This is a genomic window from Pseudomonas laurentiana, from assembly GCF_014648275.1.
Lineage (GTDB): Bacteria > Pseudomonadota > Gammaproteobacteria > Pseudomonadales > Pseudomonadaceae > Aquipseudomonas > Aquipseudomonas laurentiana.
Window position 1 is genome coordinate 95,245 of the sequence record NZ_BMQU01000014.1, and the last position, 15,264, is coordinate 110,508.

Here is a 15,264-nt window from a genome sequence, read left to right on the forward strand (position 1 = left end):
GGCACGCTCTGGCCAACTGATAGGGGCACTGGACGAAAGCCACGCTCGGAGCTAAAAAATAAGCGTGAGCGGAGACTTTCATGAACCCACGCAAAGCCTGTCTGGCCTGCCTCGAACGTCAGCCTGTCGCGCTGTTTGAAGCGGGGTTATGGATCGCCGCCGAACATGACCCCACTCTGCAACCTGCCGACTACCTGGCACTGGTGCAAACACTGCAGCGCGAAGTCAGTGTGGGCTTGCCCATGTTGCCCGTGAGCGAACTGGCGCAACCCCTGCTGCGTCAGCTATGCGCCTTGGGGTTTCAGCAGGATGAGTATTACCCATTGCGCCCGCAGGCGGCGCTGCTGGACAAGGTGCTGATGCGCCGTCGCGGCCAGCCGCTGGCCTTGGCACTATTGAGCCTGGAGCTGGCCCGTGGCCTGTCCATCCCACTGGAGGGTGTGAACTTCCCGGGATACTTCCTGCTGCGGGTGCCGGGTGCCGACCACCTGCTCGATCCCTGTGGTGGACGTCGTCTATACCCTGCGGACTGTCGCGAACTGCTCGGTCGGCAGTTCGGCCCACAAATGACATTGAGTGCCGACCACCTGCTGACCGCCAGCCCACTCCAGATGCTTCAGCGCCTGTCGCGTAACCTGCGGCAACTGCACACCACCCATGACGACGACCTGGCAGCGCTGAAAGATGCTGAACGGGTCATTGAACTAGGGCCGGCCAACGCCAGCGACTACCTGGCCCGTGCCACCCTCTATCAGCGGCTGGATTGCCCACAGGCCGAACGTTTCGACCTGGAGCATGCCTTGTTGCTCAGCGATGACCCGATCCAACGCTTGCGCCTGACCGAACGCTTGAACCACCTGCCCCCTAAAACGACATCGATTCATTGAACCCCATCGCCAGCCGCGTCATGGGGTATCAGGTTGGTTAGACGGGTGCGCCTGGACGAACGCCGGGTGTTGCGCGGCCAATGCGGCTACCCGATTGATACGAGGGTAGCTGCTGAGATCGATGCTGAACCGTTGTGCGGCATACAGCTGCGGAATCAGGTAGACATCCGCCAGGCCCGGTTGAGCGCCGAAGCAGTAGCCGCTGTCACCGATCAACTGTTCAACCGCCGCCAGCCCTTGGCTAATCCAGTGGGCGATCCACTGATTGACCTGCGTTTCATCATGCACCAACTGACGCAATTGGTTGAGCACGCTGACATTGTGTAGCGGGTGGATGTCGCAACCAATGAGCGCCGCCACACCTCGCGCTTGAGCTCGCTGCTCAAGTGCGACAGGCAGCAGTGCCGGCTGTGGATAACATTCTTCCAGATACTCGATGATCGCCGGCGACTGCAACAGCAACGCCCCGGAGTCGACCCTCAGGGCCGGTACACGGCCTTGAGGGTTGAGCGCCAGAAATGCAGGCTCACGCTGCTCGCCTTTGAGCAGGTTGACCGGCAGGGACTGAAAATCCAGCCCCTTGAGCGCCAGGGCAATCCGTACCCGGTACGACGAGGTCGAACGGAAATAGGTATAGAGTTCCATGCCCCGCCCTCATTTTTAGTGTGCTGGCAGGATCTTGCCGCGACACTCGCCAAAACCGATGCTGGCAACACCGTCGCGGATGCAACGGGCGCGCAGGATGATCTCGTCACCGTCCTCAAGGAAGCGACGCACTTCACCAGATGCCAGCTCGATCGGTTCCTTGCCGCCCTGAGTAATCTCCAGCAGGCTGCCGAACTGCCCTGGTTTAGCGCCCGACAGGGTGCCAGAACCGAACAGGTCGCCCGATTGCAGTTGGCAACCGTTGACGCTGTGGTGCGCGACCATCTGTGCCACGGTCCAGTACATGCTCAAGGTGTTGCTCAGGGTCAGACGATGGGCCGGGAGGTTCTGCTCACGCATGCGCTCGGTCACCAGCAGCACTTCCAGTTCGATGTCGAAGGCGCCCAGCGCCTGATCGCGTTTGTCGAGCAGGTAAGACAGTGGCTGCGGGTCACCTTCCGGACGGGCCGGTTGTGCACAACGGAACGGCTCCAGCGCTTCGGCCGTCACCACCCACGGCGACACCGTAGAGATGAAGCTCTTGGACAGGAACGGGCCCAGTGGCTGGTACTCCCACGCCTGGATATCACGCGCCGACCAGTCGTTGAGCAAGCAGAAACCCGCAATATGCTCAGCCGCTTCGGCCACCGGAATGGCATCGCCCAACTCATTGCCCTGGCCGATCCAGATGCCCAGTTCCAGCTCGTAGTCGAGCCGTGCGCACGGGCCGAAAACCGGTTCGTTCTGCCCGGCAGGCAGGGTTTGCCCCTTCGGCCGACGGACATCAGTGCCCGACGGACGAATGGTCGAGGCACGGCCGTGATAACCAATCGGCACATACTTGTAGTTCGGCAGCAGAGGGTTGTCCGGACGGAACAGTTTGCCAACGTTCTTGGCGTGTTCGATGCCCACGTAGAAGTCGGTGTAGTCGCCGATCCGGGCAGGCAGGTGCAACTGGCACTCAGCAGCCGGATACAGCAGTGGTCGCAGCGCGGCCTGATGCTCACTGGCTTCACCCAACAGCGCCAGCAGACGCTCACGCAGGGCAACCCGGGCACCACGGCCCAGCGCGAAGAACGCATTCAGCGCACCGCCACGGGTAGCCTCGACAGCCACACGGGCTTCGCCCTCGAACAGGCCGGCGGCCAAGGCGCCTTCCAGATCGAGGATGGCATCACCGATGGCAACACCGCAGCGTGGCGCCTGGTCTTTACGGCTGAAGATACCCAGGGGCAGGTTCTGCAGCGGAAAATCGCTATGCCCGTTGGCGTGATCGACCCAACTACGGGCAATGGCGGACTGATTCATGGGTTATCTCCGATTCGGGGTGAAGGTGCTCGGCAACGATGCCCAGCAACTATCGTAGTCGGCCTGCAATTGCGGGCATTCCAGTGCATGGCGCGTCGGTCTCAGCATCTGGCTGGTCTCGAACATAAAGGCCATGGTGTTATCGATCTTGCTGGGCGCAAGGTCAGCGGCAATCGCCTTGGCACAGGTTTCAGCATCCGGGCCGTGGGCGCTCATGCAGCTGTGCAACGACGCGCCGCCAGGCAGGAAACCTTCGGCCTTGGCGTCATAAGCTCCCTGGATCAGGCCCATGAACTCGTTCATCAGGTTGCGATGGAACCATGGTGGACGGAACGTGTTCTCGGCCACCATCCAGCGTGGCGGGAAAATCACGAAATCGATGTTGGCCATGCCCGGCACGCTGGTCGGCGAGGTCAGTACGGTGAAGATCGACGGGTCCGGGTGGTCGAAGCTGACCGTGCCAATGGTGTTGAAACGACGCAGGTCGTATTTGTACGGCACGTTGTTGCCGTGCCACGCCACCACATCCAGCGGTGAATGCTGCAACACACAACCCCACAGCTCACCCAGGAACTTCTGCACCAGCGGCACAGGGCCCTGGTGCTCTTCGTAGTGGGCCACCGGTGCCAGGAAATCACGCGGGTTGGCCAGACCGTTGCTGCCAATCGGCCCAAGGTCCGGGATACGCAGCGGCGCACCGTGGTTTTCGGCAATGTAGCCGCGCGCGGTACTGTCGAGCAGTTCAACCCGGAACTTCAAGCCCCGCGGCAGTACGGCGATCTCCAGTGGTTCGACCTCCAGCACCCCCAGCTCGGTGGCGATACGCAGACGGCCCTGTTCCGGCACCAGCAACAGTTCGCCATCGGCGTTGAAGAACACGCGCTCCATCGAGCGGTTCGCACGGTAACTGTAGACGCTGACACCCGACGGCTTGTCAGCGGCCGAGTTGGCCGCCATGGCGACCCAGCCGTCAATGAAATCGGTAGGCTCGGCGGGAATATCCAACGGGTTCCAGCGCAGCCGGTTTGGCGTCACTGCGCCCAACGGACCACCGGCCAGCTGACGCTCCAGGCGCTCGAACGCCGGGTGCAGGGCCGACGGCCGGATACGGTACATCCAGGTACGACGCAGCTCACTACGGGTCATGGTGAACGCGGTGCCGGAGAACAGTTCGGCGTACAGCCCGTACGGGGCTTTTTGCGGAGAGTTCTGCCCGACTGGCAGGGCGCCCGGCAATGCTTCGCTGGCGAATTCGTTGCCGAAACCGCTCTGGTAGCTGAGTGAGGACGTGGAATCGAGGTTCATCGAGACTCCTGGCCATGAGGCCGGTTACGGGCAGTTGGCTGCGTACCGACCAGGCGGCAACAGCACGTCTGCATTATTTTTATCGTAATCACATTACGCATAACGTAATTTGATTGCCAAAGTCCGTCAAGCTATAAAGACGCCCTCCTGTCTCTCCCGGATCGAATGCCCCATGGCCAAAGCCAGCTCCACCGCCGACAGCACCGGCAAACAGAAGGTTCGCTCGGCAGAGGTCGGCACCGACATCCTCAAGGCCTTGGCCGAACTGTCGCCCGCCACGTCGCTGTCGCGCCTGGCCGAACACGTTCAGATGCCTGCGAGCAAGGTTCACCGCTACCTGCAGGCCTTGATCGCCAGCGGTTTTGCCGAACAGAACCCGGCAACCAACCACTACGGGCTGGGCCGCGAAGCGCTGCGGGTTGGCCTGGCTGCCCTGGGTGGCATGGATGTCTTGAAGGTCGGCGCACTGCCGCTGTCGCAATTGCGCGATGAACTTAATGAAAGCTGCTTTTTGGCCGTGTGGGGCAACAAGGGCCCGACCGTGGTCAGCATTGAGCCTGCCGTGCGTGCCGTAACCGTGGTCACCCAAATCGGCTCGGTACTGCCGTTGCTCAGCTCATCTACCGGGCTGGTGTTCGGTGCTTACCTGCCGGAGCGCGAAACCACCGAGCTGCGCGATCAGGAGCTGGCGAACCTGCAGCAGACCGCCAGTGAGTACGACACGTTGTTTGCGCAAATCCGTGAACGTGGCCTGCACCATATCCACGGCCTGCTGATGCCCGGCGTCGATGCACTGTCGGCGCCGGTGTTCAACGCCGTCGGCAAGATCGCGGCAGTTATCACCGTAGTCGGCCCGACCTCGATCTTCCATGCCGATGAACAGGGGCCAGCCGCTCAATTGCTACTGGCCACCGCAAAGACGATCAGTTGGCGAATGGGGCACGACCTTTAGACAACCCCTGCGCGGGCGAGTCCATGTCATTGAGGAACAAGGTCAGCTCTTCCTGGAAAACCTTGAACGCAGGGGTCAATGTCCGGGGCGCTACCGGGGCAACGATGTCCGAGCACAGGCGCTTGAGCAACTCCACCTGAGCAGAACTCGGCCCATCCGATAACTTGGAAAGGGCACCGAGCAACCGCCCCCAGCCCCCGGCCAGCGAGAACACGCCCGCCCCGGCAAGTGCAAAGGCAGCCAACGCCGAGGCCCGGTCACCATCGCGATAGGCCAACGCCCCCACAGTGAACGTCCTCAACGTGGTAAAGGCCGATACCGCCATCGCGGCAGGCGGAAACGGCATCGAAAGAATGGCGGCTGTGCCGAGTGCGACTTCAAACAACAACCACGATATCCGCTCGGCAACACTGGTGGTATCAAGGTCGACATCTTCAATGATGCGGTGCGTCATGACGTCAAACTCATCGCCAAAATCACTGATGCGGGCGTACTCACCGTAGGCCTGCGTGATCGTAGCGGTCGGATCGCCAGCGCGGACGACATCATCCGCCAGTGTCCCGATGATTCGCTGATCCTTGATCGCCGTTCGCTGATAGAAGTAATCGCCCAGCCCGCCCTCCTTCCACTGCCTGGCGAGGTCATCCCGACTGCGCAACCAGATGCCATCAGGTGCATCCGGGGTGTAGAGCAGGTCATCTGCGGAGCTGCCCTGCTGGTGCCTGAAAATGTAGACACCTTCGATACGTCGGCCACGCAAAGCCAGTTGGTAAACACCGTCCTTGTTGAAGGTATCGCCACCCACTACGGGTGGTTCGAGCTCCAGAAGCGACTCAACCGCTTCCTTCATCCACCGGCTCTGTGCTGTGGAGAGGTTCCCCGACAGCGTTTCACAGAGCCAGGTCCGTTTGATCTGAAAGCACAGCAGGTAGCGATGCAACGCTCGGTACAGGCTGTAATTGGAGTCCGTCGACTCGACCAGTGTCTGCTTGGCCAGCGCGATGTAGCGCTCTCCCAGGTTCGCCGAACGGATATAACTCGCCAAAAATCGACGATCGAGCCTCGACAGATCCTGACCACAGGTCGAGGCGAGCTTGGCGAAATCCTCAAAATTGAAACTGCTGTCGTATCCGCTTATGACCACTTGAGTCAGTGTCATCACGGCATCCGTTTCCAACGTCACCAACACCGTGTCGGGATCCACCCAACCACCCTCTGCGCTTGATCCGAGAAAGGCGTTGATCCGCTGCCCGACTTCGTGATGGGCAAAGCTTCGGAAATGGGGAAGGCGGTAATGCTCTTCATATTCACCACGCAGTGCCAACAGCACGAAGTCCAGGTCAGTCAGCGCCTGGCGATCTTGCGGTGCAGCATCGCGATACCACTGCGGAGTAACGGCCTGCAACTCATCCAGCAGGCCGTTCACCTTCTTGAAGGCAACCTCGGAGAGCGCGTCATGCCATGTGCCGACCACCCAGCGCTCAAGCACCACGCTTTCACGCGTCCAATGGGTCGGTAACCGATGCTGTTGTTCCAGATAGCGACTAAAGCCAGCGCGGTCAGCAAAGGCCACCTGCCCGACCAGGTACTCACGGCCTGCCGGCGTAAGCGTCCACTCGCCCATGGCCATACTCAACTGGTGAACCGCGTCGAACACCCTGACATCGCCCCCTGGGGCACCTGGCGAATAGACGATGTAGCGCCAGTCGTCACCATGGGGATAACGCAAATAGAACAGATCCTTCAATGCCAACCCATGGTCGTTGAGCAACACGCCGCCCACTTCCACACCCAGCGCCTCCAGCGGCCCGCTGTGTTGGCCAAGGCGCTCGAACACCTCGAATGCCGCTTGGTCCATGCCCTGATAACGCGCGCTCAAAAAGGACAACGACAAGCACGCACGGAGGGCGTCGGTCATTGCTGTCCCCCCTTCCTCACTGAAGTAAAGTGCCTGCGTGGAATCAATGTACCCTTCGCGCAGGTTCAACTCGGCGGTCATTGTTGCAATGAACGGGGTCGACAGGTTCGGCCCCTGCACAACCCGCACGAGCACCTGAGCATCTTTCCCCCGATATCCCCCCGAAAGCACCCATTGGCCAAGGGTCAACTGCCTGCCGCCTGTCAGTGCATGGCCATCAATGTCTATCGAGTACGTCATATCGAGCACAACATGCTCGGCATCAATCGTCATGCCCAGGTGCTTTTGCACATACGCCTGAATTTGCGCGTGAGCAAACGCTTCATAGCTGACATGCCCCTGAAGCAATGTATCTACGCGCTGCTGGGCCTGAACCAGCGTCTTTTCACGCTGCTCGTAAGCGGCCTTCTCGTCACCCACCAGAAACCGCAACCACTCTGGCTGACGGGCGACACGGTGCTCCCTGAGGCGGTCGGCATGGCGGGCCTGCAGCACCGAAACCAGCACCGCCTGCTCTTCCATCGCCGTCAGTGCTTCCCATACCTCACAGGCATCCTGCGCCTTAACCCGGGCAGTCTGCACGATGTCGTGAAACCATTGTCGCTGGGTACGTTTCAGATCCGACACTTGGTGTTTGAATACACTTTCGGCAAACGGCTGCTCGACGACCTTGAGTACTCGCCCCTGAAGTAAGGCCTGTTGCGATGGGGCCAGATGTTGCAGCATCAATTGCCGTGTTTCAGGTGCTTGCAGGCGCCACTCCATACCCGCAAGCAGTGTCTGAAGATCGCGGTACGGCGTCAGCCCGTCCCAGGCGCTATACAACCAAACCGTCGTATCGGCAGAGGACTCGGAAAACTCGCCTAATACGAACGCCTGAAACAGTGGGGTGGCCTGTCCACGCTCATCAAGCAGTGAAAGTGCCCTGACGTTGGTATCAATATCAGAAATGAACGTTTCCACTTGACTGGCCTGCGCCAATCGTTCGGGCCGCCGCCCTGCCCATACGTTAACATCGAGAAAAAACAGATGGGCAAACAGTATGTAGAGGTTGTTTGGACCAAACGGCTTATCAGGGCTTGAAGCGCCCGCCCAAAAGTCTTGAAGCTGCTTCAACCATGTATCGACCCACTCGGGCAGCAATTCGCCAAGCACCTGATGAACGACGTTTACGTCAACCTCAACAGGCTGGCTCACGCCGGCGTTAAAAAGCCGAGGGCCGATCTTTTCCAGTGATAACCCCTGCTGATCGAGCATTGCCTGCAGCACAAGGTTGATCAACGGCGTTCCTTGGTGAGTCTGCAGGGCCTCAAGATCAACATCACAACCAAGCGCGGTCATTCGCGCCTGAAACTGACCTCTCATCACCTGCGCCAAAGAAGGCGCCTTGCTTAGAACCGACTGTATTCTCAGCACAGTATTGGTCATTTCAAGCAAAAGTTCTTGAGTACTGAAGCTGCTTAACTCTTCAGTAGAAAATATTAACGAGGTAGGCGTATTCATTCGCAGTCCTTGTGAATGTGGTGGTTTACTGCGCAAGCAAACTACCCACACACACTCACAAGTCCAATGGAAAACACTGCCTGAAAAGTATCAAAATCAATCAAGTAACAATGGATCCAATAATCAACTTACGCACCGCAAAAGTTAACGCCCACGCCTGGCCTCACTGCACAATTGCTTACATCAAACACACGCCAAACAAAAATACCTGTACACCGCTACCAACAGACGATCGCGCTACATAACCTAAAACTATTACACCCTGCGTAAAAGAGAATGTCAGAAACCGCTATTTTTCCAGAAAGATCAGCGCCTTATTCTTATCCCACCTGCCCAGTAGAGCACGCTCACCGAGCAACTCCTGGCCGGTTTGTAGGCGCACTCAAGACCCGAGTGCCTACCCCGTTCACCGACGTTGATTTTGAAGCTCCTTGATCTACGTCTTACTTGGCCGCTGCTCTGCAGCGGCCTTTTTTATTCTGTATTACGGCGCCAGAATCAAGCCCACAGTGGCAGGATCAGCCGAGAGTCCAGGTTCAAGGCTCCCCACGGATCCTCACATTCGGGATCAGGCTTGTTTCAGCGGGCGCCCCAGTTGGAAGTGTGCGCGAAACACCAAATAGTGATGCAACACTTGGGTAGGTGATTCGGTATGCGGGTAATGGCCGATACCCTGCAGCAACACGGCATCGGGCTCAGGCACCAACTGTCGATAGCGCTCAACCACATGGCCTCCGCACACCGGATCTACCGCGCCATTGATGAACCGCAACGGTACACCCCCCGCCAGCAACGCCCCAACCCAACGCTCACGGTAGGTGATGCGCTCCAAGGGGTAGGTACTTAGCTTGTGTAAAACCCGCATGCCGCGGTTGGCAACCATCAGGCTCCAGCAGTCATCCAGCGCACTTTCACTGGGATGGGTGCAAGGCCCATAGATCTTGCTGACGCAATCGACCAGATCATCACGTCGAAACGTACGTGCCACCAGCCAGCCAAGCCGGCTGAGCAGCAGCTTCTGAATCAACAGGGGCCGATGGCACTCGGGAAACAGCGCAGCGTTGAGAAACACACAACTGGCAATCTGCGCCCGCCCTTCATGGTGACGTGCCAACAGCTCCTGAGCGACCGTGGCACCGTAGTCATGCCCCAGCAGGTGCACAGGCTCAGTGACGTTCAGGTGTTCAAGCAACGCCTGCTGCAGGTCGGCCTGCTCCAGCAGGCTATAGGTATGACGCAACGGCTTGGACGAATCGCCAAAACCGAGCATGTCACAGGCAATCACCCGATAACGTTGCGCCAGCGGTTGCCAGAGGTAGTGCCAATCCCAACTGGCTGTTGGGAACCCATGCAGTAAAAGCAGTGGTTCTCCTTGCCCTGCGGTCCAGTAACGGATGGTCTGGCCCCGGAACGAAAAATCATGCCCCCGGGTGCGCCAGACACTTAACGGTATCTCGGCAAGCGGCATCTGCGCAGTCCCAGTGGCGTAAGCGAAGTCCTGTTGAGCACGGTATTGGCTGAATTCATTGCAATCACCCCGGCACGTTCATGTGCGCTGCTAGCAGACAGTCTAGCCAGCTCTGATCAAACCGGGGGTTGCATTGCCAGCCAGCTTATTGACCGTGTGAGTCATGACACAGAAATCCCAGGACCCACCGACCAATAGCGCAGGTCATCCGCGCAGGGCAGCGCCAAACTCGGCCAACCACGGTTCGGCATCGGTCTCTGGGGTGACGGTCTCACTGGCATCCAGACGCAGCATTGGCTGCACTTCCCTCAGGCCCATCTCGGCAAACAGCTCGCGCAATTGCTCACCACCACCACAGAAGGTATCACCGTAGCTTGAGTCGCCCAGACCAATGACGGCGCCAGGCAAACCACGCCATGCCGCAGGCAAGGCATCACGAATTTCGCAGAACAACGGCATCAGGTTGTCCGGCAGTTCGCCCATGCCAGTGGTCGACGTAACGGCCAGAAAGGCCTCTGGAGCAAAGTCCTGAAGGCTCTGCAAAGTAGCCCGGCCAGCATGCCAGGCCTCGAAACCAGAGGCGTTGAGCAGCGATTCTGCGTGGCGAGCGACCTCTTCGGCAGTACCATAGACCGAACCGGAAAGGATGGCGACTTTCATAGTAGATTCCGAAACTGAGTAAAAACGTAGGATACTAACACTGCAGACTGGCAAATGGCCTCACACCAACGGTGTAAGCCTGCGAGCGATACACAGAAACCCGCTACCCTGTCCGGTCGAACTTTCCATTTTCAGGCCCTTGCCCATGATCAACGCCAAACTGCTGCAACGCATGATTGACGCCTCCACAGACGGCATTGTGGTCGCGGAACAGGAAGGCGACGACACCATCCTGATCTATGTAAACGCCGCCTTCGAGCGCATCACCGGCTATACCGCCAACGAGGTGCTCTACCGCGACTGTCGTTTCCTGCAACAGAACGCCCGTGACCAACCCGCTCGCGAACGCATCCGCCAGGCCATCAAGGAAGGCCGCCCCTGCCGAGAAATCCTGCTCAACTACCGCAAGGATGGCAGCACCTTCTGGAACGAACTGTCGATCACGCCCGTATACAACGAGGCCGATCAACTGAAGTACTTCATCGGTATTCAGAACGACGTCAGCCGCCAGGTGGAAGCCGAACAGCGAGCAGCGCAGCTGGAACAGCAGCTGGCCGAGGCCTTGGCACGCATCAACGTACTGGAAAGCGACCAACGGTCGTAAACCAACTGGACGCCGTGCTGTCCATCAACTTACCACTTCGTAGACTGATCAGAACTTCCAGGTTTGACCATGCAAGCAGACGCCCTCCTCACTCAGGATGAGCTGGACTTCATTCAGAACATGCAACATTCGCCACAGTTCGATGTGGCGGATGCGACGGCCAGCTTGCTGCTTAACAGCGACAGCAAACTCAAGAACCTGCTGACCCGCCTGATCGCCCACGAACAGGTCACCCTGCAGGCGCAATTCGAAAATCACCAGATGAGCTTTCCCCTGCAACTGGTTGAAGACGAATTCCACGCCACGCACCTGCAAGTAGGCGCACCGAGCATCTACGAAGACGGGCCGATGGTACGCCCCTGGCGCCTGACCCTGGACACACCGATCGCCCTTGAAGACGACATGGGCCTGAGCACCGACCTGTGGGTGCGAGAAATGTCCTTTAAAGGGGTACTGCTTGAAGTGCGCCAGCCAGGTGAGCCGCCCGCGCGTTTTTCGCTGTGGTTCAACCCTGGGAACGCTGAAGCGCCTATTGCGCTTGAGGGCACCCTGCAGCGGCGGGCTGCTGATGGCCTTGCCGCCTATCGCCTGAGCCAGCGCCACCCTGCCGAGATCGAGCGCTTGCGCGAGTACATCCTGCAACAACATCGCCGTGCCCACCCGGAAGTGCACGCGGCCTGAAGCCCCCTCAAGTGTCGAGATGGCCCGCCAGGTACTGCTGCAAACGTCGACGCATCAAGCGCCCCTCACTGCCCAGGCACGCGACCTGCGAACCCACCAACAGGTCTTGAGCGAGGTCTGCGGCCTCACCGGCGAACAACAGCGGGCACTCCAGCCCCAATGCCAGGCGTGCCAGACGCTTGGGTAGATCATTGGCCGGCGGATGATTGGAAAACAACACCAGGGCATGAGGCTTGATGCGCTCGCACACCAGGCTCAATTCCTCCATCGGTTGCCCCAGCGGCAACACGCTCACAGCGATCTCGCTGCTGCCCAGCAACAACGCAGCCACCAACAGCTCCAGCTCACGGCACTGCCCGGGGATGGCCGCCAGCACAACATGGATCTCTTGCTGCTCACGCGCCAGTTGCAAACGTTGCAAGGCACGGGCACGCAGGAAACCGTCGAGGAACAGCCACTCGCTGAGCTGGCCAAACACGTCCTGAGCGGTACGCATTTCCTGCCACACCGGCATCAGAATGTCCTGGAACACCACCACCAGCGGATAACTGGCAAACACCTGCCCATACACCTGCTCAAGCTGGCGCTCATCAAACGCCCTGACCGCTTGACGTAACTGGGCCTGCCATTGCCCCCAGTCGTCCTGGAGACCTTGTGGCAGTGTCTGCAGCGCCTGAGCCTTGATCACCTGGCTCTTGGCAAGCAGGCCACCGACCTTGCTCACCGCAACGCCACGCTCGATCCAGCCGAGAATATTACGCACTTCGTCGATATCGGCCTGGGAATACAGCCGATGCCCACTTTCGGTGCGTGTTGGCTGAATAAGCCCATAACGGCGCTCCCAGGCGCGCAACGTCACCGGGTTGATACCGGTTAAGCGGGACACCTCACGGATAGGAAACAGCTCCTCGTGATCGAGGGCGTTGGAGCTCAGGGAGGGATGGGCGGATTCAGTCATCGCCGGGACAGCCGCATGTTCAGAAGGTGGAGGCCATTCTACTCCGCTAACAGCAACAAGGCGCAAGACCGATCTGAGCGAACCTGCCACGAATCAGCACTGACGAGTCAGCCCATTTACGGAATAATCCTTGCTTGTATTCAAGCGCTGCCCACCACCCCGGGCAGCGTTCCATGGACGCGACTATCCGCCGCCTCCATTTGCCCGGAGATACACGATGTCTACCCCACCCGTTACCTTGATGGTGGCGCGCCGCGTTGCCAATGGCCGCTACCAGGACCTGATCGCCTGGCTACGCGAAGGCGAACAACTGGCCACCGACTTCCCCGGCTATCTGGGTTCAGGCGTACTGGCCCCGCCACCGCAAGACGATGAATTCCAGATCATCTTTCGCTTTGCCGATGAAAAAACCCTGCACGCCTGGGAGCACTCGGCCTCACGCACCGCATGGCTCGCACGCGGCAACGGCCTGTTTCAACAACCGTCGGAACACCGTGTCAGTGGTATCGATGGCTGGTTCGGCAGCCATGCCGCCCAGCGCCCGCCCCGCTGGAAACAAGCGGTAGCCATCTGGTTGGCCTTCTTCCCGGTGTCACTGGCCTTCAACCTGCTGTTCGGCCACTGGCTCGCAGAATTGAGCCTGCTGCCACGCGTGCTGCTCAGCACCCTGGGGCTGACACCGCTGATGGTCTACGTCTTCATCCCGCTGTCGACCCGTTGCCTGGCCGGTTGGCTCAACGCCAGCAGCGCCGACCCTGCCACGCCCCCGGCGACCACACTGGAAAGCCGCTAGCCGGCTCAGGGCGCGTGCAACACAGCACAGTTCGGGTATGCTGGGCGCTAACCCTGCGAACGCGTAAGAAAAGTTGACTGCCCTTACATGAACAGCCCAATCCTAGTCACCGGAGCCAGCCAACGTGTGGGGCTGGCACTGGCCTTGAAGCTGGCAAATGCCGGCCACACGGTCGTCAGCGCCAGCCGTAGCAAAAGCCACGAGGCCGAGCACCCGAACATCATCCAGTTCCAGGCGGACCTGTGCGACGAGAACGATCGCCTGGCACTGATCCAGTACCTGCAAGACAACTTTGAAGGCTTGCGCGCCATCGTCCACAACGCCTCACTGTGGCTGGACGACAACCTGGCCAACCTCAATACCATGTTCAAATTGCATGTCGAGGCGCCCTACCACCTCAACCTGGCCCTGGGCGAGCAACTGCTGAAGCTGGAAAAGTCGGACATCATCCACATCTGCGATGAAACCTCCTCACGCGGCAGCAAAAGCCACATTGGCTATGCTGCGACCAAGGCGGCGCTGCAGAACATGGTGTTGTCCTTCGCCGAAAAGTACGCCCCGCGCGTGAGGGTCAACGCGATCCTGCCGGGGTTACTGATCCTCAAGGAAAACAGTGACGAGGAATACCGTCAGCAAACCTTGAAAAAAGCCCTGCTGGAATTCGAGCCTGGGGCTCAACCGTTGATCGACGCCGTGCTCTTCCTGCTGGAGAGCCAGTACAGCACCGGCAGCAGCGTGGTCATCAACGGCGGTCGCCACTTGAAAAAAGCCGTATCGCGGTAGACTGCCCCCACTGCGCCACACCTTCACGAGACTAGCCATGACGCCTCAAGAGCAACTCGAACTCGAAGCGGCGGCCTTCCGCCGCCTGGTTGAGCACCTGCGCAAGCGTACCGACGTGCAGAACATCGACCTGATGAACCTCTCCGGCTTCTGCCGCAACTGCCTGTCCAAGTGGTACAAGGCCGCGGCCGACGAGCGCCAGATCGACCTCAGCCTGGATGACGCCCGCGAAGTGGTGTACGGCATGCCTTATGCCGAGTGGAAAAGCCAATACCAGAAAGAAGCCAGCCCCGAACAACAGGCGGCGTTTGCCAAAGGAAAACCCCATGACTGACCTGACCACCCTGCGCGCCAGCCTCAACAGCGGCGAACACCTCTTTGCCGACACCCTGGCCTTCATCGCGTCGGGCTACGACTACCAGCCACAGGCGTTCAACAACGGCGGCGTCGAAAACGCAGCCGGGCAAAACGAAGGCTCGTGCAAAACCCTCGGCCTGGCCCTGCTGGAAGGCCTGAGCAACCAGGAAGCACTGCTGGCGTTCGGCGAACACTACCGCAGCGTAGTCGCTACACCGCAAGGCACCGACCACGCCAACATCCGCGCACTGATCGAGCACGGCCTGGCGGGCGTAAAATTCAGCGCACAGCCGTTGAAACGCAAAGCCTGATCAAGACAGTTCCTCCCACAGAAATCCGCACAAAACACCGCTTTTCTGTGGGAGGCTTGCCCGCGATGGTGCCCGTCACTGCGCGGCGCCTGCATCGTTGGCAAGCCAACTCCCACAGGGATCCGAGCAGA

15 protein-coding genes are annotated in these 15,264 nt (G+C 59.6%); 8 read left to right on the forward strand and 7 right to left on the reverse strand.

Going from position 1 to position 15,264, the window contains the following annotated elements; translation table 11 throughout:
- The first annotated feature begins 80 nt into the window (after window positions 1-80).
- The gene (locus tag IE038_RS15690; RefSeq protein ID WP_163934475.1) at window positions 81-887 is read left to right on the forward strand and encodes a SirB1 family protein; all 807 of its coding nucleotides are present in this window, start codon (window positions 81-83) and stop codon (window positions 885-887) included.
- 18 nt (window positions 888-905) lie between these two features.
- Here IE038_RS15690 and maiA read toward each other — a convergent pair whose 3' ends face one another.
- The 3 genes from maiA to hmgA are packed head-to-tail and all read right to left on the reverse strand — an operon-like array spanning window position 906 to window position 4,145.
- Entirely contained in the window at window positions 906-1,532 is a 627-nt protein-coding gene (gene maiA / locus IE038_RS15695; RefSeq protein WP_163934472.1) for a maleylacetoacetate isomerase, read from the reverse strand.
- 15 nt (window positions 1,533-1,547) lie between these two features.
- Entirely contained in the window at window positions 1,548-2,840 is a 1,293-nt protein-coding gene (gene fahA, locus IE038_RS15700; protein WP_189395891.1) for a fumarylacetoacetase, read from the reverse strand.
- A 3-nt stretch (window positions 2,841-2,843) separates the two neighbouring features.
- Window positions 2,844-4,145: a homogentisate 1,2-dioxygenase gene (gene hmgA, locus IE038_RS15705; protein WP_189395892.1), complete on the reverse strand. Its 1,302-nt coding sequence runs from the start codon at window positions 4,143-4,145 to the stop codon at window positions 2,844-2,846.
- 172 nt (window positions 4,146-4,317) lie between these two features.
- Here hmgA and IE038_RS15710 point away from each other — a divergent pair, with 172 nt between their 5' ends.
- A complete protein-coding gene (locus tag IE038_RS15710) occupies window positions 4,318-5,097 on the forward strand; it encodes an IclR family transcriptional regulator (protein WP_189395893.1) in 780 nt (259 codons plus the stop codon).
- Here IE038_RS15710 and IE038_RS15715 read toward each other — a convergent pair.
- The 3 genes from IE038_RS15715 to IE038_RS15725 form a co-directional block, all read right to left on the reverse strand.
- Window positions 5,069-8,380 (reverse strand): dermonecrotic toxin domain-containing protein, encoded by a 3,312-nt coding sequence (locus IE038_RS15715; protein WP_163934466.1) that lies wholly within the window; start codon window positions 8,378-8,380, stop codon window positions 5,069-5,071. The genes IE038_RS15710 and IE038_RS15715 overlap by 29 nt on opposite strands.
- 706 nt (window positions 8,381-9,086) lie before the next feature.
- Window positions 9,087-9,986, reverse strand: a complete 900-nt coding sequence (locus IE038_RS15720) for an alpha/beta fold hydrolase (protein ID WP_163934462.1) — start codon at window positions 9,984-9,986, stop codon at window positions 9,087-9,089.
- Between the two features lie 204 nt (window positions 9,987-10,190).
- On the reverse strand, window positions 10,191-10,646 hold the full coding sequence (locus tag IE038_RS15725; RefSeq protein ID WP_163934459.1) for a flavodoxin: 456 nt from the start codon (window positions 10,644-10,646) through the stop codon (window positions 10,191-10,193).
- 145 nt (window positions 10,647-10,791) lie between these two features.
- On the opposite strand from IE038_RS15725, the gene IE038_RS15730 reads away from it, so the two are divergent.
- Both IE038_RS15730 and IE038_RS15735 read left to right on the forward strand, forming a co-directional pair.
- Window positions 10,792-11,250 (forward strand): PAS domain-containing protein, encoded by a 459-nt coding sequence (locus tag IE038_RS15730; protein WP_163934455.1) that lies wholly within the window; start codon window positions 10,792-10,794, stop codon window positions 11,248-11,250.
- 69 nt (window positions 11,251-11,319) lie between these two features.
- Window positions 11,320-11,931, forward strand: a complete 612-nt coding sequence (locus tag IE038_RS15735; protein ID WP_163934452.1) for a hypothetical protein — start codon at window positions 11,320-11,322, stop codon at window positions 11,929-11,931.
- Between the two features lie 7 nt (window positions 11,932-11,938).
- On the opposite strand, the gene IE038_RS15740 is transcribed toward IE038_RS15735, so the two are convergent.
- Window positions 11,939-12,889, reverse strand: a complete 951-nt coding sequence (locus IE038_RS15740; protein WP_163934449.1) for a MerR family transcriptional regulator — start codon at window positions 12,887-12,889, stop codon at window positions 11,939-11,941.
- Between the two features lie 217 nt (window positions 12,890-13,106).
- On the opposite strand from IE038_RS15740, the gene IE038_RS15745 reads away from it, so the two are divergent.
- The 4 genes from IE038_RS15745 (at window position 13,107) to IE038_RS15760 (ending at window position 15,133) form a co-directional block, all read left to right on the forward strand.
- Entirely contained in the window at window positions 13,107-13,682 is a 576-nt protein-coding gene (locus IE038_RS15745; RefSeq protein WP_163934446.1) for an antibiotic biosynthesis monooxygenase, read from the forward strand.
- 87 nt (window positions 13,683-13,769) lie between these two features.
- Entirely contained in the window at window positions 13,770-14,465 is a 696-nt protein-coding gene (gene folM, locus IE038_RS15750) for a dihydromonapterin reductase (protein WP_163934443.1), read from the forward strand.
- Between the two features lie 37 nt (window positions 14,466-14,502).
- Complete coding sequence (locus IE038_RS15755) at window positions 14,503-14,799, forward strand: DUF1244 domain-containing protein (RefSeq protein ID WP_099775766.1); 297 nt, start codon at window positions 14,503-14,505, stop codon at window positions 14,797-14,799.
- The gene (locus tag IE038_RS15760) at window positions 14,792-15,133 is read left to right on the forward strand and encodes a HopJ type III effector protein (protein ID WP_163934440.1); all 342 of its coding nucleotides are present in this window, start codon (window positions 14,792-14,794) and stop codon (window positions 15,131-15,133) included. Before IE038_RS15755 ends, IE038_RS15760 begins: the two co-directional genes overlap by 8 nt.
- Window positions 15,134-15,264: the final 131 nt, after the last annotated feature.

What these genes read in the sequence shown, in the direction of transcription:
- fahA (WP_189395891.1), bottom strand. Translation starts at nt 2,840, where the DNA reads ATGAATCAGTCCGCCATTGCCCGTAGTTGGGTCGATCACGCCAACGGG.
- IE038_RS15745 (WP_163934446.1), top strand. Translation starts at nt 13,107, where the DNA reads ATGTCTACCCCACCCGTTACCTTGATGGTGGCGCGCCGCGTTGCCAAT.
- folM (WP_163934443.1), top strand. Translation starts at nt 13,770, where the DNA reads ATGAACAGCCCAATCCTAGTCACCGGAGCCAGCCAACGTGTGGGGCTG.
- IE038_RS15740 (WP_163934449.1), bottom strand. Translation starts at nt 12,889, where the DNA reads ATGACTGAATCCGCCCATCCCTCCCTGAGCTCCAACGCCCTCGATCAC.
- IE038_RS15725 (WP_163934459.1), bottom strand. Translation starts at nt 10,646, where the DNA reads ATGAAAGTCGCCATCCTTTCCGGTTCGGTCTATGGTACTGCCGAAGAG.
- IE038_RS15760 (WP_163934440.1), top strand. Translation starts at nt 14,792, where the DNA reads ATGACTGACCTGACCACCCTGCGCGCCAGCCTCAACAGCGGCGAACAC.
- IE038_RS15710 (WP_189395893.1), top strand. Translation starts at nt 4,318, where the DNA reads ATGGCCAAAGCCAGCTCCACCGCCGACAGCACCGGCAAACAGAAGGTT.
- IE038_RS15755 (WP_099775766.1), top strand. Translation starts at nt 14,503, where the DNA reads ATGACGCCTCAAGAGCAACTCGAACTCGAAGCGGCGGCCTTCCGCCGC.
- hmgA (WP_189395892.1), bottom strand. Translation starts at nt 4,145, where the DNA reads ATGAACCTCGATTCCACGTCCTCACTCAGCTACCAGAGCGGTTTCGGC.
- IE038_RS15720 (WP_163934462.1), bottom strand. Translation starts at nt 9,986, where the DNA reads ATGCCGCTTGCCGAGATACCGTTAAGTGTCTGGCGCACCCGGGGGCAT.
- IE038_RS15715 (WP_163934466.1), bottom strand. Translation starts at nt 8,380, where the DNA reads ATGAGAGGTCAGTTTCAGGCGCGAATGACCGCGCTTGGTTGTGATGTT.
- maiA (WP_163934472.1), bottom strand. Translation starts at nt 1,532, where the DNA reads ATGGAACTCTATACCTATTTCCGTTCGACCTCGTCGTACCGGGTACGG.
- IE038_RS15730 (WP_163934455.1), top strand. Translation starts at nt 10,792, where the DNA reads ATGATCAACGCCAAACTGCTGCAACGCATGATTGACGCCTCCACAGAC.
- IE038_RS15735 (WP_163934452.1), top strand. Translation starts at nt 11,320, where the DNA reads ATGCAAGCAGACGCCCTCCTCACTCAGGATGAGCTGGACTTCATTCAG.
- IE038_RS15690 (WP_163934475.1), top strand. Translation starts at nt 81, where the DNA reads ATGAACCCACGCAAAGCCTGTCTGGCCTGCCTCGAACGTCAGCCTGTC.